The sequence below is a fragment of the Luteimonas pelagia genome (assembly GCF_054776035.1).
In genome coordinates this window covers 638,121-658,490 of the sequence record NZ_BAAHCG010000002.1, presented here as the reverse complement: position 1 = coordinate 658,490, position 20,370 = coordinate 638,121, and the positions used below count along the sequence as shown (strand labels likewise).

The 20,370-nt window shown below is 71.0% G+C and carries 23 protein-coding genes; 8 read left to right on the top strand and 15 right to left on the bottom strand.

Annotation, left to right across the window (positions count from 1 at the left end):
- Window positions 1-2 precede the first annotated feature (2 nt).
- The 9 genes from lolD to ACYU7H_RS08245 form a co-directional block, all read right to left on the bottom strand.
- Window positions 3-725 (bottom strand): lipoprotein-releasing ABC transporter ATP-binding protein LolD, encoded by a 723-nt coding sequence (lolD, locus tag ACYU7H_RS08285; RefSeq protein WP_460813786.1) that lies wholly within the window; start codon window positions 723-725, stop codon window positions 3-5.
- The gene (locus ACYU7H_RS08280) at window positions 718-1,962 is read right to left on the bottom strand and encodes a lipoprotein-releasing ABC transporter permease subunit (protein WP_460813785.1); all 1,245 of its coding nucleotides are present in this window, start codon (window positions 1,960-1,962) and stop codon (window positions 718-720) included. The genes lolD and ACYU7H_RS08280 overlap by 8 nt, the downstream gene beginning before the upstream one ends.
- Before the next feature lie 425 nt (window positions 1,963-2,387).
- Window positions 2,388-2,642, bottom strand: coding sequence for an FAD assembly factor SdhE (locus ACYU7H_RS08275; protein WP_460814016.1), 255 nt, complete (start codon window positions 2,640-2,642; stop codon window positions 2,388-2,390).
- Window positions 2,639-3,067 (bottom strand): MAPEG family protein, encoded by a 429-nt coding sequence (locus ACYU7H_RS08270; RefSeq protein WP_460813783.1) that lies wholly within the window; start codon window positions 3,065-3,067, stop codon window positions 2,639-2,641. Before ACYU7H_RS08270 ends, ACYU7H_RS08275 begins: the two co-directional genes overlap by 4 nt.
- A 71-nt stretch (window positions 3,068-3,138) precedes the next feature.
- Window positions 3,139-3,921, bottom strand: a complete 783-nt coding sequence (locus ACYU7H_RS08265; protein WP_460813782.1) for a succinate dehydrogenase iron-sulfur subunit — start codon at window positions 3,919-3,921, stop codon at window positions 3,139-3,141.
- Between the two features lie 2 nt (window positions 3,922-3,923).
- Window positions 3,924-5,717, bottom strand: a complete 1,794-nt coding sequence (gene sdhA / locus ACYU7H_RS08260) for a succinate dehydrogenase flavoprotein subunit (RefSeq protein ID WP_460813780.1) — start codon at window positions 5,715-5,717, stop codon at window positions 3,924-3,926.
- Window positions 5,718-5,724: 7 nt separating this feature from the next.
- Window positions 5,725-6,135, bottom strand: a complete 411-nt coding sequence (gene sdhD, locus ACYU7H_RS08255) for a succinate dehydrogenase, hydrophobic membrane anchor protein (RefSeq protein WP_460813778.1) — start codon at window positions 6,133-6,135, stop codon at window positions 5,725-5,727.
- Window positions 6,135-6,521: a succinate dehydrogenase, cytochrome b556 subunit gene (gene sdhC / locus ACYU7H_RS08250; RefSeq protein ID WP_460813776.1), complete on the bottom strand. Its 387-nt coding sequence runs from the start codon at window positions 6,519-6,521 to the stop codon at window positions 6,135-6,137. Before sdhC ends, sdhD begins: the two co-directional genes overlap by 1 nt.
- 72 nt (window positions 6,522-6,593) lie before the next feature.
- Window positions 6,594-6,854: a DUF1674 domain-containing protein gene (locus ACYU7H_RS08245; protein ID WP_460814015.1), complete on the bottom strand. Its 261-nt coding sequence runs from the start codon at window positions 6,852-6,854 to the stop codon at window positions 6,594-6,596.
- Between ACYU7H_RS08245 and ygfZ the strand changes: the two genes are divergently transcribed.
- Window positions 6,824-7,684, top strand: a complete 861-nt coding sequence (gene ygfZ / locus ACYU7H_RS08240) for a CAF17-like 4Fe-4S cluster assembly/insertion protein YgfZ (protein ID WP_460813774.1) — start codon at window positions 6,824-6,826, stop codon at window positions 7,682-7,684. The genes ACYU7H_RS08245 and ygfZ overlap by 31 nt on opposite strands.
- Here ygfZ and ACYU7H_RS08235 read toward each other — a convergent pair.
- The 4 genes from ACYU7H_RS08235 to ACYU7H_RS08220 all read right to left on the bottom strand — a co-directional run bounded on the left by ACYU7H_RS08235 (window position 7,681) and on the right by ACYU7H_RS08220 (window position 12,701).
- Window positions 7,681-9,969 (bottom strand): thiamine pyrophosphate-dependent enzyme, encoded by a 2,289-nt coding sequence (locus ACYU7H_RS08235; protein ID WP_460813772.1) that lies wholly within the window; start codon window positions 9,967-9,969, stop codon window positions 7,681-7,683. The genes ygfZ and ACYU7H_RS08235 overlap by 4 nt on opposite strands.
- A gap of 52 nt (window positions 9,970-10,021) precedes the next feature.
- Complete coding sequence (locus ACYU7H_RS08230; protein WP_460813770.1) at window positions 10,022-10,567, bottom strand: GNAT family N-acetyltransferase; 546 nt, start codon at window positions 10,565-10,567, stop codon at window positions 10,022-10,024.
- A gap of 47 nt (window positions 10,568-10,614) precedes the next feature.
- Complete coding sequence (locus ACYU7H_RS08225; protein ID WP_460813768.1) at window positions 10,615-11,778, bottom strand: acyl-CoA dehydrogenase family protein; 1,164 nt, start codon at window positions 11,776-11,778, stop codon at window positions 10,615-10,617.
- Between the two features lie 143 nt (window positions 11,779-11,921).
- Complete coding sequence (locus ACYU7H_RS08220; protein WP_460813767.1) at window positions 11,922-12,701, bottom strand: glycine zipper 2TM domain-containing protein; 780 nt, start codon at window positions 12,699-12,701, stop codon at window positions 11,922-11,924.
- Window positions 12,702-12,903: 202 nt separating this feature from the next.
- Here ACYU7H_RS08220 and ACYU7H_RS08215 point away from each other — a divergent pair, with 202 nt between their 5' ends.
- Together ACYU7H_RS08215 and ACYU7H_RS08210 are read left to right on the top strand one after the other, a co-directional pair.
- Window positions 12,904-13,158, top strand: a complete 255-nt coding sequence (locus ACYU7H_RS08215) for a DUF6116 family protein (RefSeq protein ID WP_460813765.1) — start codon at window positions 12,904-12,906, stop codon at window positions 13,156-13,158.
- Window position 13,159: 1 nt separating this feature from the next.
- Window positions 13,160-13,927 carry a TatD family hydrolase gene (locus ACYU7H_RS08210; RefSeq protein WP_460813764.1) on the top strand — a complete coding sequence of 256 codons (768 nt, stop codon included), beginning with the start codon at window positions 13,160-13,162 and terminating at the stop codon, window positions 13,925-13,927.
- On the opposite strand, the gene ACYU7H_RS08205 is transcribed toward ACYU7H_RS08210, so the two are convergent.
- Window positions 13,924-14,724: a tRNA threonylcarbamoyladenosine dehydratase gene (locus tag ACYU7H_RS08205; protein WP_460813763.1), complete on the bottom strand. Its 801-nt coding sequence runs from the start codon at window positions 14,722-14,724 to the stop codon at window positions 13,924-13,926. The two genes, ACYU7H_RS08210 and ACYU7H_RS08205, sit on opposite strands and share 4 nt — an antisense overlap.
- 61 nt (window positions 14,725-14,785) lie before the next feature.
- On the opposite strand from ACYU7H_RS08205, the gene ACYU7H_RS08200 reads away from it, so the two are divergent.
- The 5 genes from ACYU7H_RS08200 (at window position 14,786) to ACYU7H_RS08180 (ending at window position 18,709) form a co-directional block, all read left to right on the top strand.
- Entirely contained in the window at window positions 14,786-15,229 is a 444-nt protein-coding gene (locus ACYU7H_RS08200) for a hypothetical protein (RefSeq protein WP_460813761.1), read from the top strand.
- A gap of 164 nt (window positions 15,230-15,393) precedes the next feature.
- Window positions 15,394-15,855, top strand: coding sequence for a glycine zipper 2TM domain-containing protein (locus tag ACYU7H_RS08195; protein WP_460813760.1), 462 nt, complete (start codon window positions 15,394-15,396; stop codon window positions 15,853-15,855).
- A gap of 134 nt (window positions 15,856-15,989) precedes the next feature.
- The gene (locus ACYU7H_RS08190) at window positions 15,990-16,793 is read left to right on the top strand and encodes a 3-hydroxybutyrate dehydrogenase (RefSeq protein ID WP_460813758.1); all 804 of its coding nucleotides are present in this window, start codon (window positions 15,990-15,992) and stop codon (window positions 16,791-16,793) included.
- A gap of 42 nt (window positions 16,794-16,835) precedes the next feature.
- Window positions 16,836-17,321 carry a DUF456 domain-containing protein gene (locus tag ACYU7H_RS08185; protein ID WP_460813757.1) on the top strand — a complete coding sequence of 162 codons (486 nt, stop codon included), beginning with the start codon at window positions 16,836-16,838 and terminating at the stop codon, window positions 17,319-17,321.
- Window positions 17,322-17,446: 125 nt separating this feature from the next.
- Entirely contained in the window at window positions 17,447-18,709 is a 1,263-nt protein-coding gene (locus tag ACYU7H_RS08180; protein ID WP_460813756.1) for a phospholipase D-like domain-containing protein, read from the top strand.
- A 19-nt stretch (window positions 18,710-18,728) separates the two neighbouring features.
- Here the strand turns inward: ACYU7H_RS08180 and ACYU7H_RS08175 are convergent, their stop codons facing one another.
- Entirely contained in the window at window positions 18,729-20,249 is a 1,521-nt protein-coding gene (locus ACYU7H_RS08175; protein ID WP_460814013.1) for a fumarate hydratase, read from the bottom strand.
- Window positions 20,250-20,370: the final 121 nt, after the last annotated feature.

Below are 20,370 nucleotides of genomic sequence, written 5' to 3'. Positions count from 1 at the left end.
GATCACACCTCGTGCGGTGGCACTTCCCTGAGCTTGCCGTCGTGGAGTTCGAGCACGCGGTCGAGCCGGCGCGCCAGGCTGCGCGCGTGCGTGACCAGCACCAGGCTCGTGCGGTGCGCGCGGTTGAGTTCGAGCATCTGGCCGAACACGCGGTCGGCGGTCTTTTCGTCCAGGTTGCCGGTCGGCTCGTCGCCCAGCACGCAGCCCGGCCGGTTCACGAGTGCCCGGGCCACCGCGGCGCGCTGGCGCTCGCCGCCCGAGAGCTCGCCCGGCTTGTGGCCGAGCCGGTGGCCGAGGCCGACCGACTCGAGCAGCTCGCGTGCATGCGCCTCGGCACCGCGCACGTCGCTGCCGCCGAGCAGCACCGGCAGCATCACGTTCTCCAGCGCGGTGAACTCGGGCAGCAGGTGGTGGAACTGGTAGATGAAGCCGAGCGCCCTGTTGCGAAGGCGACCGCGCGCGGCATCCGACAGCGCGCTCATCTTCTGGCCGGCGACATAGACCTCGCCCGCCGTCGGCGTGTCCAGGCCGCCGAGCAGGTGCAGCAGCGTGCTCTTGCCGGCGCCCGACGCGCCGAGGATCGCGACCGTCTCGGCGGGCGCCACCGACAGCTCCACGCCGTTGAAGACCGGGGTGCGCAGCGCGCCTTCGGCATAGGTCTTGGCCAGGCCTTCGCAGCGCAGCACGGGCGCTTCGGTGCCGGCGTCCAGGACGACCTCACTCATAGCGCAGCGCCTCCGCGGGCGCCGTGCGCGCGGCGCGCCACGCGGGGTAGAGGGTGGCCAGGAAGGCCATCGCCAGCGCCACCAGCGCGATCGTCGTCACGTCGTCGGCGCGCAGCTCCGTCGGCAGGCCGGTCACGTAATAGACGTCCGCCGGCATCAGCACCACGCTGAACACCTGCTCGATGGCCCGCAGGATGGATTCGAGGTTGAGCGTCAGCAGGATGCCGCCGACCACGCCGGCCACCGTGCCGATCACGCCGATCAGCGTGCCCTGCACCATGAACACCTGCATCACCCCGCGCGGGGCCAGGCCCAGCGTGCGCAGGATCGCGATGTCGGCCTGCTTGTCGGTCACCAGCATCACCTGCGAGGACACCAGGTTGAAGGCGCCCATCGCGATGATCAGCGACAGCAGGATCGCCATCATGGTCTTCTCCAGGCGCAGCGCGCGGAACATGTTGGCGTTCTGGCTGCTCCAGTCGCTGACGCGGTACGGGCCGCCGAGCGACAGCGCCAGGTCGCGGGCGACCTCCCAGGCCTGGTTCATGTCGTGCAGCATCAGCCGGACGCCGGTCACGCCCTCGCCCATCCGCAGCAGGCGCTGGGCGTCGGCCATGTGCACGACGGCGAAGTTGCGGTCGTAGTCCTGGTAGCCGACCTCGAAGATGCCGCTGACCTCGAAGCGCTTGAGCTGCGGGACCGCGCCGATCGGGGTGCTGCGGTACTCGGGGACGTAGAGCAGGATCGTGTCGCCGACGCCGACGCCCAGCCACAGCGCGAGCTCCTTGCCCAGCACGATGTTGAACTCGCCCGGCACCAGCGAATCGAGCGACCCCTGCACCATCTCGTCGCCGAGGACGGAGACCCTGCCTTCCTCGCCCGGCAGGATGCCGCGCACGAGGGCCGGTTCGTTGCGGCTGCCGCGCAGCAGGGTCTGCATCTCCACGTAGGGCGCGGCGCCCGACACGCGTTCGTCGTCCAGCGCGATGTCGACCGCACGGCGCCAGTCGGAGAGCGCCTCCCCGGCGCCGCTGACGGTGGCGTGCGAGGCCATCTGCAGCAGCCGCTCGCGGATCTCGGTCTGGAAGCCGGTCATCACCGCGAGCGTGGTGATCAGCGCGGCCACGCCGATGGCGATGCCGAGGATCGAGGCCAGCGAGATGAAGGAGATGAAGCCGTTGCGGCGCTTTGCGCGCAGGTAGCGCAGGCCGATGGCGACGGGGATGGGCTTGAACATAAGCGCGCTATCCTGCCATCGATCGCGGTCGCGTGGTGGGTTCGTCCCCGCCGCAGGCAAGTCGGAGTTCACGGCGCCGCCCGGGAGAGAGTACGTCTGGCCACCAGGCGCGGCACTGCCGGCGGCCACGCGGGTCGCGCCAGGCGGCGAACGCCAGCGGCCCGCGCCACGCGATGCGCAGCCGGTCGATCGGATCCCCGTCGCCGGACCGGGGCACCCGGTCCGGCGTGATTCGGTCCGGTGGCGCCCTCATCGAACGGGCCGCCGCCAGCAGGCCCCAGCCGATGGCGAGGGGCGACGCCGCCATGGCGAACCACGATGGCAGGTCCGAGGCATGCAGCGACGCCGCCGCCAGGAGGCCGAGCAACGCGAGCGCCAGGGCAAACCCCCGTGACGGCCGGCATGCGAACGTGGATGTCCCCGGCTCACTGCGCGCGGGGCGTGTCCCGGATCCCTTGGACGAGCGCATCGAGCCCGGCATCCTCCGGGCGCTCGGCGCCCATGAACCAGCGCCAGAGCCTATCGTCCTCGCAGTCCAGCAACCGCAGGAAATCCCCGCGCGTGGCGTCGGAAGCGTCCGTCCATTCGGTGTCGAGCCAGTGCTCGAGCAGCTGGTCCAGTTCACGCATGCCCCGCCGGCAGCGCCAGCGCAGGCGGCGGACCTCCGCGTCCCCGGTCAACGCCACGCCAGCCCCACCGCGAGCAGCGCCCACAGCGCCCACAGGACGAAGCTCGAGGCGATGAAGGCGTTGAGGCGGTGGCGGATGCGGTTGTAGGTGCAATGGATCCAGCTGTGCACCATCCGCAGCACGACGTAGGTCCAGGCCAGCGCGAGCACGGTCCAGGTCACCTGCCCCGTCGCATGCGCCACCACCAGCGCCAGGTAGAACAGCACCGGCGTCTCGAACAGGTTGCGGTAGTTGTCCGCGGCCCGGGTGTCGGCGAGGCGGGCCGCCATCTGCGAACTGCTGGGGATCTCGGCGAAGCCGATCCCCTCGCCGCGGATCTGGCGGATGCGCTCCCGGTACATCCGGAAGGTCACCACGATGGTCAGCGCGACCATCGCGACCGCGGGCCAGAAGATCGCGTCGGGCGTGGGCGTCATCGGTCAGGCCTCGTGCTGTCGGGCTCGCATCCTCGCACGCGTGGCACCCGGCGCGACCAGCGCCCCCCGGATCAGCCGTGCCGCGCCAGCATGAGCTGCTTGATCTCGCCGATCGCCTTGGCCGGGTTCAGTCCCTTCGGGCAGGTCCGCGTGCAGTTCATGATGGTGTGGCAGCGGTACAACCGGAACGGATCCTCGAGCTCGTCCAGTCGCGCGCCGGTGTCCTCGTCGCGCGAGTCCACGATCCAGCGGTAGGCCTGCAGCAGGATCGCCGGGCCGAGGTAGCGGTCGCCGTTCCACCAGTAGCTCGGGCAGCTGGTCGAGCAGCAGGCGCACAGGATGCACTCGTACAGGCCGTCGAGCTTCTCGCGGTCGGCCTTCGACTGCAGGCGCTCGCGGTCCGGCGGCGGCGCGCTCTGCGTGCGGATCCAGGGGCGGATCGACGCGTACTGCGCGTAGAAGTGCGTCAGGTCCGGCACCAGGTCCTTCACCACCGGCATGTGCGGCAGCGGGTAGATCGGCACCTCGGCCTTCGCGCAGTCCTCGATCGCGCGCGTGCACGCCAGCGTGTTGGTGCCGTCGATGTTCATCGCGCACGAACCGCAGATGCCCTCGCGGCACGAGCGGCGGAAGGTCAGCGTGGGGTCGATCTCGTTCTTGATCTTGATCAGCGCGTCCAGGACCATCGGGCCGCAGCTGTCCAGGTCGACCTCGTAGGTGTCGGTGCGCGGGTTCTCGGTGTCGTCCGGGTTCCAGCGGTAGACCTTGAAGGTGCGCGTGCGCTTCGCGCCGTCGGCGGCGAAGTGGCGGCCCTTGTGGACCTGCGAGTGCTTCGGGAGGGTGAACTCGGCCATCGTCAGTAGACCCGCTTCTTGGGCGGAACGACCTCGACGTCGTCCGACAGCGTGTACATGTGCACGGGGCGGTAGTCGATCCGCGTGTTCCCGGCATCGTCCAGCCAGCACAGGGTGTGCTTGTGCCAGTTGTCGTCGTCGCGCTCGGGGAAGTCCTCGCGGGCATGGGCGCCGCGCGATTCCGTCCGGTTCGCCGCCGACTCGATGGTCACCAGCGCCTGGCCGAGCAGGTTCTGCAGCTCCAGCGTCTCGACCAGGTCCGAGTTCCAGACGAGCGAGCGGTCGCTGACCTTGACGTCTGCGAACGAGGCGTTGATTTCGCGCACCTTGCGCACGCCCTCGGCGAGCGTCTCGCCGGTGCGGAACACCGCCGCGTCGGCCTGCATGGCGCGCTGCATCTCGTCGCGGATCACCGCCGTGGGCCGGTCGCCGTTGGCGTTGCGGATCCTGTCGAGGTTGGACAGCGCCGCGTCGCACGCATCGCGTGCCAGCGTCCTGTGGGGGGCGCCGGGACGGATCGTCTCCGCGCAGCGGTTCGCGACCGCGCGGCCGAACACCACCAGGTCGAGCAGCGAGTTCGAACCCAGGCGGTTGGCGCCGTGCACAGAGACGCACGCGGCCTCGCCGATCGCGTACAGGCCCGGCACGACCACGTCCGGGTCGCCGCCGGCCAGCTGCACGACTTCGCCGCGGTAGTTGGTCGGGATGCCGCCCATGTTGTAGTGGACCGTCGGCAGCACCGGGATCGGCTGCCGGGTGACGTCGACGCCTGCGAAGATCTTCGCCGTCTCGGCGATGCCGGGCAGCTTCTCGTGGATGTCGGCCGGATCCAGGTGGGTGAGGTCCAGGTGGATGTGGTCCTTGTGCGGACCGACGCCCCGCCCCTCGCGGATCTCGATGGTCATCGACCGGCTGACCACGTCGCGGCTGGCCAGGTCCTTGGCGTTGGGGGCGTAGCGCTCCATGAAGCGCTCGCCGTCGCTGTTGCGCAGGATGCCGCCCTCGCCACGCACGCCTTCGGTGATCAGGCAGCCCGCGCCGTAGATGCCGGTCGGGTGGAACTGCACGAACTCCATGTCCTGCAGGCCGATGCCCGCGCGCAGCGCCATGCCACCGCCGTCGCCGGTGCAGGTGTGCGCGGAGGTTGCCGAGAAGTACGCGCGGCCGTAGCCGCCGGTCGCCAGTACCGTCCCGTGCGCGCGGAACAGGTGCAGCGTGCCCTCGCTCATGTCCAGTGCCAGCACGCCGACGCAGGCGCCGTCGGCGTCCATCACCAGGTCGAGCGCGAAATACTCGATGAAGAAGCGCGCGTCATGCGCCAGCGACTGCTGGTAGAGCGTGTGCAGGATCGCGTGGCCGGTGCGGTCCGCCGCAGCGCACGTGCGCTGGGCGGTGCCCTTGCCGTAGTGCGTGGTCATGCCGCCGAACGGCCGCTGGTAGATGCGCCCGTCCTCGGTGCGGGAGAACGGCACGCCCTGGTGCTCGAGCTCGATGATCGCCGGGATCGCCTCGCGGCACATGTACTCGATCGCGTCCTGGTCGCCCAGCCAGTCCGACCCCTTGATTGTGTCGTAGAAGTGGAAGCGCCAGTCGTCCTCGCCCATGTTGCCCAGCGCGGCCGAGATACCGCCCTGCGCGGCCACGGTGTGCGAGCGCGTCGGGAAGACCTTGCTGATGCACGCGGTGTTCAGGCCCTTGGCGGCCAGGCCGAAGGTCGCGCGCAGGCCGGCGCCGCCGGCGCCGACGACGACCATGTCGTACTTGTGTTCGGTGATCTTGTAGTCGGAGAGTCCCATGGCGTCCTCAGCCCAGCACCGCGATGCGGGCGATGGCGTACAGCGACGCGATCGCACCCAGCGCGCACGCCAGCATGTTCAGCAGCAGCAGCGCGATCTCCGCGCCGCGGTGGTGGACGTAGTCCTCGACCACGACCTGCACGCCCAGCTTGGCGTGCCAGAACAGGCAGATGGCGAACAGCGACAGCAGGATCGCGTTCATCGGCCTGGCGATGGCGGCCCGGACCGCGAACTCGTCGGCGCCGACCAGCGCGACCAGCAGGCCGATCAGCCACGGCGCCAGCAGCGCCAGAACGATCGCGGTCACGCGCTGCCACTTGAAATGGCCCGTGCCGGATTTCGCGGAGCCGAGACCGCGCGCACGCGACAGCGGCGTGCGCAGCGCGTCGGAATGGCCACCCGTGCCGATGTCGGACATCACGCCACCCCCAGTGCGAAGAGCCAGATCGCGGCGGTCATCACCACCGTCAGGATCGCCACCGCGTACCCGGAGCGGTACACCTCGGGGATGTCGAAGCCCCAGCCGAAATCCCACAGCAGGTGCCGCACGCCGTTGAACAGGTGGTACATCAGCGCAAGCGAGAAGCCGAACAGCGCCAGCAGGCCCAGCGGCGAAGCGAGGCATGCGGCGGCGCGGGCGTAGGATTCACCGCCGTCGGCCACCGCGAGAAGCCACCAGGCCAGGCCGAAGGCGCCGGCGACCAGCACCATGCCGCTGGCGCGGTGCAGGATCGACATGAGCATCGTGATCTGCCACCGGTACACCTGCAGGTGCGGCGACAACGGGCGTTGGCGGGTGGGCATCGTCGGGGGCATCTCCGGCTGGGCGGCGCGCGGCCGCGTGGCAGTGGCGCGTGGCTGTGAATCGCGGCGTCGTCAGAAGTCGATGCAGCGCCCGTTCTTTTCCCAATCGCCGAAGCGCGTCGGCTCGGGGCCGTCGCGTCCACCGACCTCGCGCTGGGGGGTCTTCGCGTCCGCCGCCGGCGCCGGCGCCACGTCCGGGGCGTCGTCGCGTTCGGCTGGGGGCGTGGGGTGGCTTACCATGGCGGTCCGGTCGATCAAGCCGCCGAAGTTTAATTCCCACCCCCATGCCCGACAACCAGCCCATGGCCGATCCAGCGGCCGGACCGGCCGAATTCGCGCTCGCGTCGCATTCCGTCCTCGAGATCGAGGGCCCCGACGCGGTGGCCTTCGCGCAGGCACAGTGCATGAACGACGTCGCCGCGCTCGCCGATCGATCGTGGCAATGGAACGGATGGCTGACGCCGAAGGGCCGGCTGGTGGCCCTGTTCGCGCTGCTGCGGCTGGACGCCAGGAGGCTCTGGCTGGTCTGCCCGGACGTCCCCGCCGCCGAACTCGGCGCGCCGCTCCGGCGCTTCGTGTTCCGGAGCAAGGTCACGCTGCGCGAACGCGACGACCTGGTCGCCTCGGGCCGCTTCGGCGCGCCCGCGACCGCCGACGGCGCCGAGGCCGGGATCGACGGCGACGGCGCCGTGGAACTGGACATGGGCGCCGGGGGCGTCGCCCGCACGCTGCACATCGCCTCCAGTGACGGGGTTGGCGATGCGGCCGCGGACGACGCCTGGCGCGCATTCGACCTGGCCCATGGCCTGCCCCGCCTGCCCGCCACGCAATCCGGGCAGTTCACGCCCCAGATGCTCTCGCTGCAGCGCCTGCGCGCCTTCAGCGTGAAGAAGGGCTGCTATCCAGGCCAGGAGATCGTGGCGCGCACCCACTTCCTCGGGCAGGCCAAGCGTGGCCTGGCGCTACTGGAATCCGATGCCGCGCTCGAAGCGGGCGCGGAGGTCATGTCGGAGGGACGATCGATCGGCAGCCTCGCCTGCGTCGCCCGCGACGGCGACCACTGGATCGCGCTGGCCGTGGTGCCGGTCGAGCACCCGGCGACACTCGAGATCAACGGCCGCCCGGTGCACGAGCGGCCGCTGCGCGACGGCCTCGCGCGCTAGGCCCGCGCGAGGGCGTCGGCCGCCGCGACGATCTCCTCGTCCGACGGGATCACCAGGAACGCGGCGCCGGCCAGGGGCGTGAAGGTGTCCGCGCCGGTGATCCGCTTGAAGGGCCGCGCGCCGAAACCGCCCTCCACCACCGCGGTCACGATCCCCTCGCCCACGCCGCCGCTGCGGCGGCCCTCGTCGACGATCAGGATCCGCTTGGCGTCCGCCGCCTGCGCGCGGATGAAGTCCACGTTGAGCGGCACCAGCCAGCGCAGGTCGACCACGCGCACGCTCCAGCCGTGCGCCGCTTCGATCTTGCGGGCCGCGCGCAACGCCATCGGCACGCCGTTGCCGTAGGTGAAGACGACCAGGTCCGACCCGTCGCCGGCCTCCGGCGCATACACGCGTCCCTCGCCCAGCGGCATGGCCTCGCCCGGCGGCGGGTAGCTCGTGAGCCAGCCACCGTCGCCCGCCTCGTGCAGGTCCTTGGTCATGTACAGCGCGATCGGTTCCAGGAACGCGCACACGCGCCCGTCCACCTTCGCCAGCGCCGCCAGCGTGCGCAGCATCGTCGCCGCGTCGTCGCCGCGCGACGGGCAACCGACCACCAGGCCGGGGATGTCGCGCAGCGCGGTGATCGAGTTGTCGTTGTGGAAGTGCCCGCCGAAGCCGCGCTGGTACCCGAGCGAGGCGATGCGCATCACCATCGGGTTGCGGTACTGGTCGTTGCTGAAGAACTGCAGGCTGGCCGCCTCGCCCCGGATCTGGTCGCAGGCGTTGTGGAAATACGCGAGGTACTGGATCTCCGGCAGCGGCAGCAGGCCCAGGTTGGCGTAGCCCTGCGCCAGGCCGAGGATGATCGTCTCGTCGAGCAGCGTGTTGAACACGCGCTTGCGGCCGAACGCCTTCTGCAGGCCCTTGGTCACCGTGTAGACGCCGCCCTTCTGGGCGACGTCCTCGCCGAAAACCAGCGCCTCCGGGTACTTCGCCAGCAGGTCGTGCAGCGCGTTGTTGATCTGGATCGCGAGGTGACGCGGCGGCTGGCGCTCGGGGAGCTTCGCCTCGCCGCCGAAGGCCTCGACGCGGCGCGCGTCCGTCGGGGCACGTTGGGACTCCTCGCGCACCCGGTCCGGCGTGTACGGCGCGAGCGGCGCCATCACGTCCTCGAGGGTGGCCAGGCGCGGCCGTCGGTCCGCGTCCTCGGCGGCGGCGAAGCACTTCGCGCGCGTCGACTCGTAGATCCCGAGGATCTCGTCCTTCGACATCAGCCCGGACTCGAGCGCGATCGCCGCCGAACGCAGCAGCGGGTCGCTCGCCTCGACCGCGCACAGTTCCTCGATCGGGCGCCACTCGATCTCGAAGTCGGTGCCTGCGTGGCCCATGATCCGCGTCGTGCGCAGGTGCAGGAAGGTCGGGCGGCGCGTGCGGCGGCAGTGTTCGACCGCGTCGCGCACCGCGCCGTAGCCCTCGGCGAGGTCCAGGCCGTCGGCATGGAAGTAGTCCAGGCCCCGGCGCGTGGAGAAGTTCTGCGCGACCCAGCCGTCCGGCGTCTTCACCGAGATGCCGATCCCGTTGTCCTCGCACACGAACAGCACCGGTGCCGGCAGGCGCTGGTACGCGGTCCATGCCGCCGCGTTGAAGGCGGTCTGCGCGGTGGCGTGGTTGGAGCTGGCGTCGCCGAACGAGCACACCACGATGCTGTCCTCGGGCACCGGCAGTCCATGGCCGATGCGCCGGGCCTGCTCGATCGCCACCGCGGTACCGAACGCCTTGGGCAGGTGCGAGGCGATCGTCGAGGTCTGCGGAAGCACCCACAGCGGCTTGCTGCCCCAGACCTTGTGGCGGCCACCGGAGGCCGGATCGTCCTTGCTGGCCGCGAACGACAGCGCCGAATCCATGATCGGATCGAGCCCGGGCAGCTTGCGGAAGCGCTCGGCCATGAACGCGCCCGAGCGGTAGTGCAGGAACGCGGGGTCCGTGTGGCGCGTGAGCCGCGCGACCATCGCGTTGCCCTCGTGGCCGCTGGAACCGATCGTGTAGAAGACCTTGTTCTGCACGCGCAGCACGCGCGCCATCAGGTCCAGGTGGCGGCTGACGAGCTGGGACTCGAACAGCTCGCGGAACCCGGCCGCGTCCAGCGCGCTGCCCTCGAGCACCGACTCGCCCGGTGCCGGCGGCGCGTCCGGGCGCCCGGCCCAGGCCTTCACGAACTCGCTGAAGTTGACGTCGCAGATCTCGGCGCGGTTGAGGCCCTTCATGCGCGCCGGGATGGGGTTCGGGACGGCGTGGAATGTCATGGTGGTCCGGGGAAATGGCTGGAGGGTCGCGGACCCGCGGCCCGCGGCGGTGTCAGGCGCGCGACCGCGCGCGCCACTGGTCCCGCGACTGTGCCCAGATGCCGGCCTCGATGTCCTCGTGGGGCGGAGGCAGGTTGACGTTGCCCGTGTAGGTGGAGCCCAGTCGCTCGGCCAGCGCGATGGACGGCGCGTTGCCGGCCTGGATGGTGTGGATGACGCGCGTCCAGCCCAGGGTGTCGAAGGCGTAGTCGATTGACACTTCGGCCGCCTCGCGCGCGTAGCCACGGCCCCAGTAGGGGCGCAGGATGGACCAGCCGACCTCCGTGCCCGGCCAGCCTTCCGGTTGCCAAGGGCCGACGTTGCCGATCCAGTCGCCGCTCACGCGCTCGACGACCGAGAACATCGCGAAGCCCTGCAGCGCCCAGGCGCCGGCCAGGGTCATGAACTTCCGCCATGCCGCCGGGCGCGGCATCTGCCCGCCGATGAACCGGGCGGCGTCGGGGTCGGCCATCAGGGCCGCGTAGCCCTCGAAGTCGTCCATCCGCGGCGTGCGGAGCCGCAGCCGCGGGGTCTCGATGCAAACGTCGGGAAGGGCCACGCGGGCGGGTCTCCGGAGAATCCTGGTCGTGCGGGCGCGGCCGCGGGTCAGAACGCGTTGATGCCGGTCAGTTCGCGGCCGATGACCAGCTGGTGCACGGTCTCGGTGCCCTCGTAGGTGATCACCGATTCCATGTTGAGCGCGTGCCGGATCGCGGCATGCTCGGTGGTGATGCCGGCGCCGCCGAGCAGGTCGCGGCACTCGCGCGCGATGTCGATCGCGATGCGGCAGTTGTTCCACTTGGCCAGGCTGACCTGTGCCGGCTGCATCCTGCCCGCGTCCTTCAGGCGGCCGAGCTGCAGGCTCAGCAGCTGCGCCATGGTGATCCGGCGCGCCATCTCGGCCATCTTGATCTGCGCGCTCTGGGTGGCCGCGACGGGGCGCTCGAACAGGATGCGCTCCTTGGTGTAGGCCAGCGCTTCCTGCAGGCACGCCGTGGCCGCGCCGATCGGGCCCCAGGTGATGCCGTAGCGCGCCTGCGTCAGGCAGCCCAGCGGGCCCTTGAGGCCCTTCACGTTCGGCAGGCGGCTGGCGTCCGGCACCCGCACGTTGTCCAGGTACAGCGCGCTGGTGACCGAGGCGCGCAGGCTCATCTTGTGCTTGATCTCCTGCGCGGCGAACCCGGGCATGCCCTTCTCGACCACGAAGCCCTGGATGCCGTCCTCGGTCTTCGCCCAGACGATCGCGATGTCGGCCAGGTTGCCGTTGGTGATCCACATCTTGGCGCCGTTGAGGATCCAGTCGTCCCCGTCGCGGCGCGCGACCGTCTTCATGTTCGCCGGGTCCGAGCCGCCGTGAGGCTCGGTCAGGCCGAAGCAGCCGATCACCTTGCCGGCGGCCATGTCCGGGAGCCAGCGCTTCTTCTGCTCGTCCGAGCCGTAGGCGAAGATCGGATACATGCACAGGGACGACTGCACCGACACGAAGCTGCGGATGCCGCTGTCGCCGCGCTCGAGTTCCTGGCAGATCAGGCCGTAGCTGACCGCGTTGAGGCCGGCGCAGCCGTATTCCTCGGGCAGCGACGAACCCAGCAGGCCCAGTTCCGCGATTTCCGGCACCAGCTCCTTCGGGAACCGGCCCTCGTCGAAGGCGTCGCCGATGATCGGCAGCACGCGTTCGTCCGTGAAGCGCGCGACGGTGTCCTGGACGGCGCGCTCCTCCTCGGTCAGCAGGGAACGGACGTCGTACAGGTCGTGGGGATCGAGGGCCATGGGAGCGCGGTTGCCGGGCGGAAAAGCGGCATTGTAGCGGCTGCCCCCGGCGCGGGTGGACCCACCGGCCGCCCGCGGCCCGGAAAAAGGAAGGGCCGGATCGCTCCGTCCCTTCGGGGTGTCGTCAGGGGTGTCGGCGTGGATCAGCCGCGGTCGGGCGCCGCGTCGATCGCGGCGGTCTGCACCACGACCTGGCCGTCGACCACCGGCAGGCGGTCGCCCGGGCGCTGGTCCATGCGGATCGTGTTCTCCGCGCCGTCGAAGCGGTAGGTCACGTCGTAGCCGACGACCTTCTCGCCCTCGCCCAGGTGGATGCGCTCGCCCGGCTTGTCGCCGGTCCGCATCGTGCCGGTCGTGCCGTCCGGATTCCGGTAGGTCACGTTGTAGGCGACGGTGCGCGACGACTGCGAGGTGTCGCTGACGGTATGGCACTCGGTGCGGGTGCTGTTGACCACGCGGCCACCGACGTGGCGCTGGTCGATCTTGCGGCCCGCGTAGCCGCCGGCCACCGCGCCGGCCACCGTCGCCAGCTTGCGGCCGTCGCCGCCGCCGACCTGGTTGCCCAGCGCGCCGCCGATGACGGCGCCGGCGATCGTGCCGCCCATCAGGCCGTCGCGCTCCGGCATCCGCTCCTGGACGACCACGTCGTTGCAGACCTGGCGCGGGGTCGAGGTGGTGACGGTCTCGCGGACCGGCTCGCTGCCGATCACCGTGGCGTACAGCGCCTCCGGCTCGGTCACTTCGGTGACGGCCACCACGTCGGCGTACTCCAGGCCGCGCGCGCGATCGAACAGGCCGGGCTCGGCCTGGACTTCGCCGTCGGCGACATAGTCGGGCGCGGTGCGGTTGTTCTGGAACGCGGCGACGGCAACGCCGCCGACGAGCAGCGACGCCAAGGCGATGGCGATGGTGTTGTTCTTCATGCGTCCTCCGTGGGCGCTCGCGGCCCGTGTTGATGGGTGCGCGGCGATTCCATCACGTGATTCCTGAACCGGCGCCAATCTTTTTTTAACAACCCCGTGGAGGCGGCGTGGACACGGCGTGGAAGCCCTGCTGGCCGCGTGTCGCGCAGGACGGAGGACGACCGGCCGCGTGCTAGCGTGGCCGCACGACCCCGGAGGCCCCATGCCCAGCCCCCTGCTTGCCCCCGCGCTCGCCTTCGCCCGCCGGCTGCGGTACCCGACCCTGTTCAAGATCACCGCGGGCCTGTTCCTGCTGACGCTGTTCGTGCCCGACCCGTTCCCGTTCGTCGACGAACTGATCCTCGGCCTCGCCGCCCTGCTGTTCGCCGGCTGGAAGGACCGTGACCGCGACCGCGACGGGCCGGGCGACCCGGACGATCGCGTCATCGAGGGCGAATCCCGCCGCGACGGCCGCTGACATGGTCCTGGTGGACACCCACTGCCACCTGGACGTCCGCGAGTTCGACGCGGACCGCACCGACGTCGTCGCCCGCGCCCGCGCCGCCGGGGTGCGGGACATCGTGGTCCCGGCGATCGACGCCGCCGGCTGGCCGGGCCTGCGCGACGCCTGCGCGGGCGACCCCCACCTGCACGCCTGCTACGGACTGCATCCGCTGCTGCTCGACGACCACGAGGACGCGGACCTCGATGAGCTCGCCGGCTGGATCGAACGGGAGGCGCCGGTGGCCGTGGGCGAGTGCGGCCTGGACTACTTCGTCGACGGACTCGATCGCGATCGCCAGATGCGCCTGTTCCGCGACCAGCTGGCGCTGGCCCGCGACTTCGACCTCCCGGTCGTCGTGCATGCCCGTCGCGCGGTCGAGGACGTGGTCATCGCGCTGCGCGACACCGGCGGCCTGCGGGGTGTCGTGCACAGCTACGCGGGCAGCGAGGAGCAGGCCCGCCAGCTCTGCGACATCGGCTTCCACATCGGGCTGGGCGGCCCGGTGACGTATGCACGTGCCAGGCGATTGCGCCGCATCGCCGCGGCGGTGCCGCTCGAACGGCTCCTGCTCGAAACGGACGCGCCCGACCAGCCGGACTGCGAATCGCAGGGCCTGCGGAACGAGCCGGGGAAGCTCCCGCGCGTGCTGGAGGAGATCGCGAAGCTGCGCGACATGCCGCCGGGCGAACTCGCCGACGCCACCACCGCCAACGCCGCGCGGTTGTTCGGCTTTCCGGCCTAGCCCGGGGGCGCCGCGCCCTTCAGGAGCAGCTCGATCGCCTTGCCCGCCATCGCGAAGGCGAAGGCGCCGGTGAGGTGGGTGGCCGCCCCGAGGCCGGCGCCGCAGTCGAGCTTCAGCGCCGCGTCGGCATCCAGCGCCGGGCGCGTGCCGCACACCGTGCCATCGGCCTGGGGGTACCGCACGTTCTGCAGCGAGTAGACGGCCGGCACGCCGAAATAGCGCTTCGCGTTGCGGGGGAAGTTGAAGTCCGTGCGCAGCTTCTTGCGCACCAGCGCCAGCAGCGCGTCGTGCTCGGTGCGCGACAGGTCGCGGACGCGGACCTGGGTCGGGTCGGTGCGCCCCCCCGCCGAGCCCGAGACCACCACCGGCCGCTTCCGGCGCCGGCACCAGGCGACCAGCTCGACCTTGCTGCGGAAGCTGTCGCAGGCGTCCAGCACGACGTCGCACGGCGGTCCCAGCAGGTCGTCCAGGTTCGCGGGGGTGAGGAACCGCGGCTCCACCACGACGTCGATGCCCGGGTTGATCGCGCGGCAGCGTTCCGCGAGGACCTCGGCCTTGTTGCGTCCGTAGCCACCTTCCAGCGCATGCAACTGCCGGCTGGTGTTGGACAGGCAGACATCGTCGGCATCCACCAGCGTCAGCCGCCCCACGCCGGAGCGCGCGAGCGCCTCGACGAGCCACGAGCCCACGCCGCCGAGGCCGACGACCATCGCGTGCCGTGCGGACAGGTGGGTGACCGCGCCCGTCCCGTAGAGCCGGTCGATGCCGGCGAACCGGTCGCGAAGGTGCCTTTGCATGGACGCATTCTAAGGTCGCCGGCCGCGTGCTACTTTCGCCCGGTCCAAACGGGAGCACCGCATGAGCGCCGAATCGCCGAAGTCCGGGAACGCCGCCGGGCGCTACTTCTTCCTGTTCCTGCTCGGGCTGGTGCTCGGTGCGGTGGGCGTGGTGATGGTGCTGCGCGCGATCGAGTCCAGGAAGACGCCGGTGGACCACTGGCACGACGCGGCGATGAACCTGTTCGCCGTGCACTCGGGCCTGCTGCAGGAACGGCAGGGCCAGAACCGGTGCGCGGCAACGGATGCCCTGCCCCACCTCCGGACGATGCGCGCGCTCGCCGACGACATCGAGCCCGCCTTCCCGGACCTCCAGGACGACGCCCGCTTCTCCGGCCATGCCGGGGAACTGCGCGCGCGCCTGGACGCGGCGATCCAGGTGCCTCCGTCCGACTGCCAGGCCCTGGGCGCGACGCTGGAATCGCTCGGCGAAGCATGCAAGGCCTGCCACCAGGACTACCGCTGAACGCCGGGGGTCGCCGCGGACGCGCGGGGGGGCACGCGGCATCCGGGTTGATGGCGGGTTCACGTCGGCGGGCCTAGCGTGGGCCGCGGTTCCGGGCGCGGAGCGATCGCAGGGTCGGCTTCGACGGCGTCCGCACCGCTTCCCCACCGCGTAAGGAGAGAGGCATGAACATCCGAATGATCGGCGTGGCGCTCGCCGCCACCGTCGCGATGGCCGGTTGCGCCAGCACTTCCCCGGGCTACGGCTACGGCGCGCCGCCACCCGCCTCCGGCAGTACCGCCTGCTACGACTGCGGCACCGTGACCCGCATCGACATGACGTCGAGCGGGAGCAGCGTCCCGAACGCCACGGGCGCGGTGCTCGGCGGCATCGTCGGCGCGGCCGCCGGCCGCGAGCTGGCGGACGACGAGAGCGAGGGCCGGCAGAATACCGCCACCGTCGCAGGCGCGGTGGCCGGCGCGGTCGCCGGCAACGCGATCCAGAACCGCGTGCAGGCGTCGGGCCAGTACAACGTCCACGTCCGCATGAACGACGGCCGCACCGTGGTCGTCAGCCAGAGCGACCTGGGCGGGATCCGCGAGGGTTCCTACGTGCGCGTCTACAACGGCCGCGCCTGGCTGCGCTGATCCCCGCGACCGGCGTCAATCGAAGGGTCGTCCGCGAGGGCGGCCCTTTTCCTTGGCGGGCGCGCTCCTGGCAGGCGTGCTGACGGTCGCCACCGCATCCTGCTAGCGTGCGCACTCCCCACCCGGACCCCTGCATGGACGATCGATTCCTCGAAGGACGCACCGCGCTCGTCACGGGGAGCACGTCCGGCATCGGCCTGGCGATCGCCCGCGCATTGGCGCGGGCCGGCGCGCGGGTGGCGATCAACGGCCTGGGCGACGCAACGCAGGTTTCGGAAGCGTGTGCGGCCGTCGATGCCGCCGGCGCGGGTCGCACGCGGCACCTCCCGGCGGACCTCCGAGATCCCGCCCAGGTCGAGGCGATGCTCGAAGCGCTCGCCGGCGAGGGCGCGCCCGACATCCTGGTGAACAATGCCGGCGTGCAGCACGCCGCCCCGCTCGCGGACATGCCCGCGGAACGATGGGACGCAATCCTCGCCGTGAACCTCTCGGCCGCCTTCCACGCGATGCGCCTCGCGCTGCCCGGCATGGCGGCGCGCGGCTTCGGCCGCGTCGTCAACATTGCCTCGGTCCACGGGCTCGTGGCCTCGGCCAACAAGGCGCCGTACGTGGCCAGCAAGTTCGGGCTGGTCGGCCTGTCGAAGGTCGCCGCCCTCGAGTACGCCGCCGCGGGCAACCGCGGGACCGGTGGCGTCACGGTCAACTGCATCTGCCCCGGCTGGGTGGAGACGGCGCTCATCGAGCCGCAGATCGCCGCGCGCCAGGGCGGCGGCACGCGCGAGGACGGCGTGCGATCGCTCCTGTCCGAGAAGCAGCCGAGCCTGCGCATGTCGCTGCCCGAGGACATCGCCGCGCTGGCCGTGTGGCTGTGCCGGCGCGAGGCGCACAACCTCACGGGCGCCGCGCTGCCCGTGGACGGCGGCTGGACCGCGCAATAGTCCGCCGCCACTGATCACCCACAATGCAACGGAACCCGACGCATGGATTCGCAGGCCGTCTTCTTCCTACTCGCCGGCGTCATGGTGGTCGTCGGCGTCCTCGGCATCGTGCTGCCCGCGCTGCCGGGCGTCCCGCTTGTGTTCGCCGGGATGTGGCTGGCGGCCTGGGCGGGCGACTACCAGCAGGTCGGCGGCCACACCGTCGTGATCCTCGGCGTGATGGCGGTGCTGTCGCTGGGGATCGACCTCCTCGGCACGCTGCTCGGCGCCAAGCGGGTCGGCGCGAGCCGGCTCGCGCTCGCGGGCGCGGCGGTCGGCACGGTGGCCGGGCTGTTCTTCGGGATCGTCGGCATCTTCGTCGGTCCGTTCGTGGGCGCGCTGGCAGGCGAGCTGGTCCATGGCCGCGACGCCGCGCGCGCCGCGAAGGTCGGCATGGGGACGTGGGTCGGGATCGTGATCGCCGCGGTGCTCAAGCTCACCCTCGCGTTCGCGATGCTGGGCCTGTTCGCGTTCGCCTGGTGGTGGTGACGGCGCGGGGCTTCACTCCGCGCTGAATGCGCCTGTCCGAAAGTGGCGCGCGCTCCGGGTCGGCGGGAAAGCCGCCGGAGCGACGACTGGGGGAGACCTGCATGCAAATGCGCTGGAGCCGACGCATGACCACGATCGTGATCACCATCATCGTGACCATCCTGGTCGTGATCGTCGCGGTGAACTTCGCCACGCCCGAGAAGAAGCTCGAGCGCAAGATCGAGCACCACTACGCGATCGCCGACCCGCAGTTCCGGCGCGAGATGTCGGTGATGCTCGGCCCGTCGATCCTGCCGGGCAACCGGGTCGAGGCACTGCAGAACGGGCACGAGATCTTCCCGGCGATGCTCGCGGCCATCAGCGCCGCCAGGCGCACCATCACCTTCGAGACCTACATCTACTGGTCGGGCGAGATCGGCCAGAAGTTCGCCGACGCGCTGTCCGAGCGCGCGCGCGCCGGCGTCGACGTCCACGTCACCATCGACTGGGCCGGCAGCATCAAGATGGACGCCGCGCTGATGGACCAGATGAAGAAGGCCGGCGTCGAGGTCCAGCGCTACCGCCCGCTGCACTGGTACTCGATCACGCGGCTCAACAACCGGACCCATCGCAAGCTGCTGGTGGTGGACGGGCGCATCGGCTTCACCGGCGGCGTCGGCATCGCGGACGAGTGGCAGGGCGACGCGGGGGACCCGGACCACTGGCGCGACGTCCACTTCCGGATCGAGGGCCCGGTGGTCGCGCAGGTGCAGGCCGCCTTCAACGACAACTGGGTCAAGACCACGGGCGAGCTGCTCAACGGCGAAGAATACTTCCCCCCGCTCCAGCCCGCCGGCGACATGCCCGCGCACCTGTTCCTCGCCTCCCCCGCGGGCGGCGCGGAGAGCATGCACCTGATGTACCTGATGGCGATCGCCGCGGCGGAGGAAACGATCGACATCACCGCGGCGTATTTCGTCCCCGACGCACTGCTGGTGGAGGCGCTGCTGGCCGCCCGGCATCGTGGCGTGCGCGTGCGCGTGCTGCTGCCGGGCGAGCACATCGATTCGGAGACGGTGAAGCTCGCCTCCAAGGGCTCGTGGGGCGAGCTGCTGCTGGGCGGCGTCGAGATCTACGAGTACCAGCCGACGATGCTGCACAGCAAGGTGCTGATCATCGACCGCGAACTGGTCTCGGTCGGATCGACCAACATGGACCCGCGCTCGTTCCGGCTCAACGACGAGGCCAGCCTGAACATCTACGACGCGGGCTTCGCCGCGGAGATGACCGCGGTGTTCGAGCGCGACCTCGAGGACGCGGTCCGCTACGACTACGCCACCTGGAAGGCGCGCCCGCTCTCCACGAAGCTCATGGAGAAGTTCGTCATCCCGTTCCGCTCGCAGCTCTGACGCGGACCGGGCCGGCCGCTCAGGCCGGCTCCACCACCACCGGGATGCCGGCGATCCGCGCCTTCCATTCGCGCGGGCCGGTTTGGTGCACGGAGGTGCCCCGGCTGTCGACGGCCACGGTGACCGGCATGTCGCGCACCTCGAATTCGTAGATCGCCTCCATGCCGAGGTCCTCGAACGCGACCACGCGCGCCGCGCGGATCGCCTTCGACACCAGGTAGGCCGCGCCGCCGACCGCCATCAGGTAGGCCGACCGATGCTTGCGGATCGCCTCGATCGCCGCCGGCCCGCGCTCGGCCTTGCCGACCATGCCCAGCAGCCCGGTCTGATCGAGCACCTGCTCGGTGAACTTGTCCATCCGCGTGGCGGTGGTCGGGCCCGCCGGGCCGACGACCTCGTCGCGCACCGGGTCCACCGGGCCGACGTAATAGATGAAGCGGCCGCGCAGGTCGACCGGCAACGGCTCGCCGCGGTCGAGCATGCCGACGATGCGCTTGTGCGCGGCGTCGCGGCCGGTCAGCAGCTTGCCGTTGAGCAGCAGGGTCTCGCCCGGCTGCCAGGCCGCGACGTCCTCGCGGGCCAGGCTGTCCAGGTCGACGCGCCGGCCCTTGGACGCATCCAGCGTGATCTCCGGCCAGTCCTCGAGCGAAGGCGGCTCGAGCGCGACCGGGCCGCTGCCGTCGAGCGTGAAGTGCGCGTGCCGCGTGGCCGCGCAGTTCGGGATCATCGCGACGGGCAGGTTGGCGGCGTGCGTCGGGTAGTCCTTGACCTTGATGTCGAGCACGGTCGTCAGGCCGCCCAGGCCCTGCGCGCCGATGCCCAGCGCGTTGACCCTGTCGTACAGCTCCAGCCGCAGTTCCTCGGCGCGGTTGGACGCGCCGCGGGCCTGCAGGTCGGTGATGTCGATCGGCTCCATGAGCGCTTCCTTCGCCAGCAGCATCGCCTTCTCGGCGGTGCCGCCGATGCCGATGCCCAGCATGCCGGGCGGGCACCAGCCGGCGCCCATGGTCGGCACGGTCTTGAGCACCCAGTCGACGATCGAGTCGGACGGGTTGAGCATCGCGAATTTGCTCTTGGCCTCGGAGCCGCCGCCCTTGGCCGCGACGATCACGTCGACGCGGTTGCCCGGCACGACCTTGACGTTCACCACGCCCGGCGTGTTGTCCTTCGTGTTCGTGCGCTTGCCCGCCGGATCGGCCAGCACCGACGCGCGCAGGCGGTTGTCGGGATGGTTGTAGGCGCGGCGCACGCCCTCGTGGACCATGTCCTCCACGCCCATGGTCGCGTCGTCCCAGCGCACGTCCATGCCGATCTCGAGGAACACGGTGACGATGCCGGTGTCCTGGCAGATCGGGCGGTGGCCCTCCGCGCACATGCGCGAGTTGACCAGGATCTGCGCCATCGCCTCCTTCGCCGCCGGCGATGCCTCCCGTTCGTACGCCGCGGCGAGGCCGCGGATGTAGTCCACGGGGTGGTAGTAGCTGATGTACTGGAGGGCGTCGGCGATCGACTGGATCAGGTCCTCCTGGCGGATCGACACGGGCTGGCGACCGGGGCGGGGCGGGGTCTGGGTCACGTTGGCAGGAGGCGCGTGGGAAACCGCGCATTCTACCGCCGGCGCCGATGCGGTCCGGTTCCGCCACGGCCACGCGGCGACCTGC

Bases quoted from the DNA above. Each gene is read 5' to 3' on its own strand.
- lolD (WP_460813786.1), bottom strand. From the start codon at position 725: ATGAGTGAGGTCGTCCTGGACGCCGGCACCGAAGCGCCCGTGCTGCGC.
- ACYU7H_RS08280 (WP_460813785.1), bottom strand. From the start codon at position 1,962: ATGTTCAAGCCCATCCCCGTCGCCATCGGCCTGCGCTACCTGCGCGCA.
- ACYU7H_RS08270 (WP_460813783.1), bottom strand. From the start codon at position 3,067: ATGACGCCCACGCCCGACGCGATCTTCTGGCCCGCGGTCGCGATGGTC.
- ACYU7H_RS08265 (WP_460813782.1), bottom strand. From the start codon at position 3,921: ATGGCCGAGTTCACCCTCCCGAAGCACTCGCAGGTCCACAAGGGCCGC.
- sdhA (WP_460813780.1), bottom strand. From the start codon at position 5,717: ATGGGACTCTCCGACTACAAGATCACCGAACACAAGTACGACATGGTC.
- sdhD (WP_460813778.1), bottom strand. From the start codon at position 6,135: ATGTCCGACATCGGCACGGGTGGCCATTCCGACGCGCTGCGCACGCCG.
- sdhC (WP_460813776.1), bottom strand. From the start codon at position 6,521: ATGCCCACCCGCCAACGCCCGTTGTCGCCGCACCTGCAGGTGTACCGG.
- ygfZ (WP_460813774.1), top strand. From the start codon at position 6,824: ATGGCCGATCCAGCGGCCGGACCGGCCGAATTCGCGCTCGCGTCGCAT.
- ACYU7H_RS08235 (WP_460813772.1), bottom strand. From the start codon at position 9,969: ATGACATTCCACGCCGTCCCGAACCCCATCCCGGCGCGCATGAAGGGC.
- ACYU7H_RS08225 (WP_460813768.1), bottom strand. From the start codon at position 11,778: ATGGCCCTCGATCCCCACGACCTGTACGACGTCCGTTCCCTGCTGACC.
- ACYU7H_RS08220 (WP_460813767.1), bottom strand. From the start codon at position 12,701: ATGAAGAACAACACCATCGCCATCGCCTTGGCGTCGCTGCTCGTCGGC.
- ACYU7H_RS08215 (WP_460813765.1), top strand. From the start codon at position 12,904: ATGCCCAGCCCCCTGCTTGCCCCCGCGCTCGCCTTCGCCCGCCGGCTG.
- ACYU7H_RS08210 (WP_460813764.1), top strand. From the start codon at position 13,160: ATGGTCCTGGTGGACACCCACTGCCACCTGGACGTCCGCGAGTTCGAC.
- ACYU7H_RS08205 (WP_460813763.1), bottom strand. From the start codon at position 14,724: ATGCAAAGGCACCTTCGCGACCGGTTCGCCGGCATCGACCGGCTCTAC.
- ACYU7H_RS08200 (WP_460813761.1), top strand. From the start codon at position 14,786: ATGAGCGCCGAATCGCCGAAGTCCGGGAACGCCGCCGGGCGCTACTTC.
- ACYU7H_RS08195 (WP_460813760.1), top strand. From the start codon at position 15,394: ATGAACATCCGAATGATCGGCGTGGCGCTCGCCGCCACCGTCGCGATG.
- ACYU7H_RS08190 (WP_460813758.1), top strand. From the start codon at position 15,990: ATGGACGATCGATTCCTCGAAGGACGCACCGCGCTCGTCACGGGGAGC.
- ACYU7H_RS08185 (WP_460813757.1), top strand. From the start codon at position 16,836: ATGGATTCGCAGGCCGTCTTCTTCCTACTCGCCGGCGTCATGGTGGTC.
- ACYU7H_RS08180 (WP_460813756.1), top strand. From the start codon at position 17,447: ATGACCACGATCGTGATCACCATCATCGTGACCATCCTGGTCGTGATC.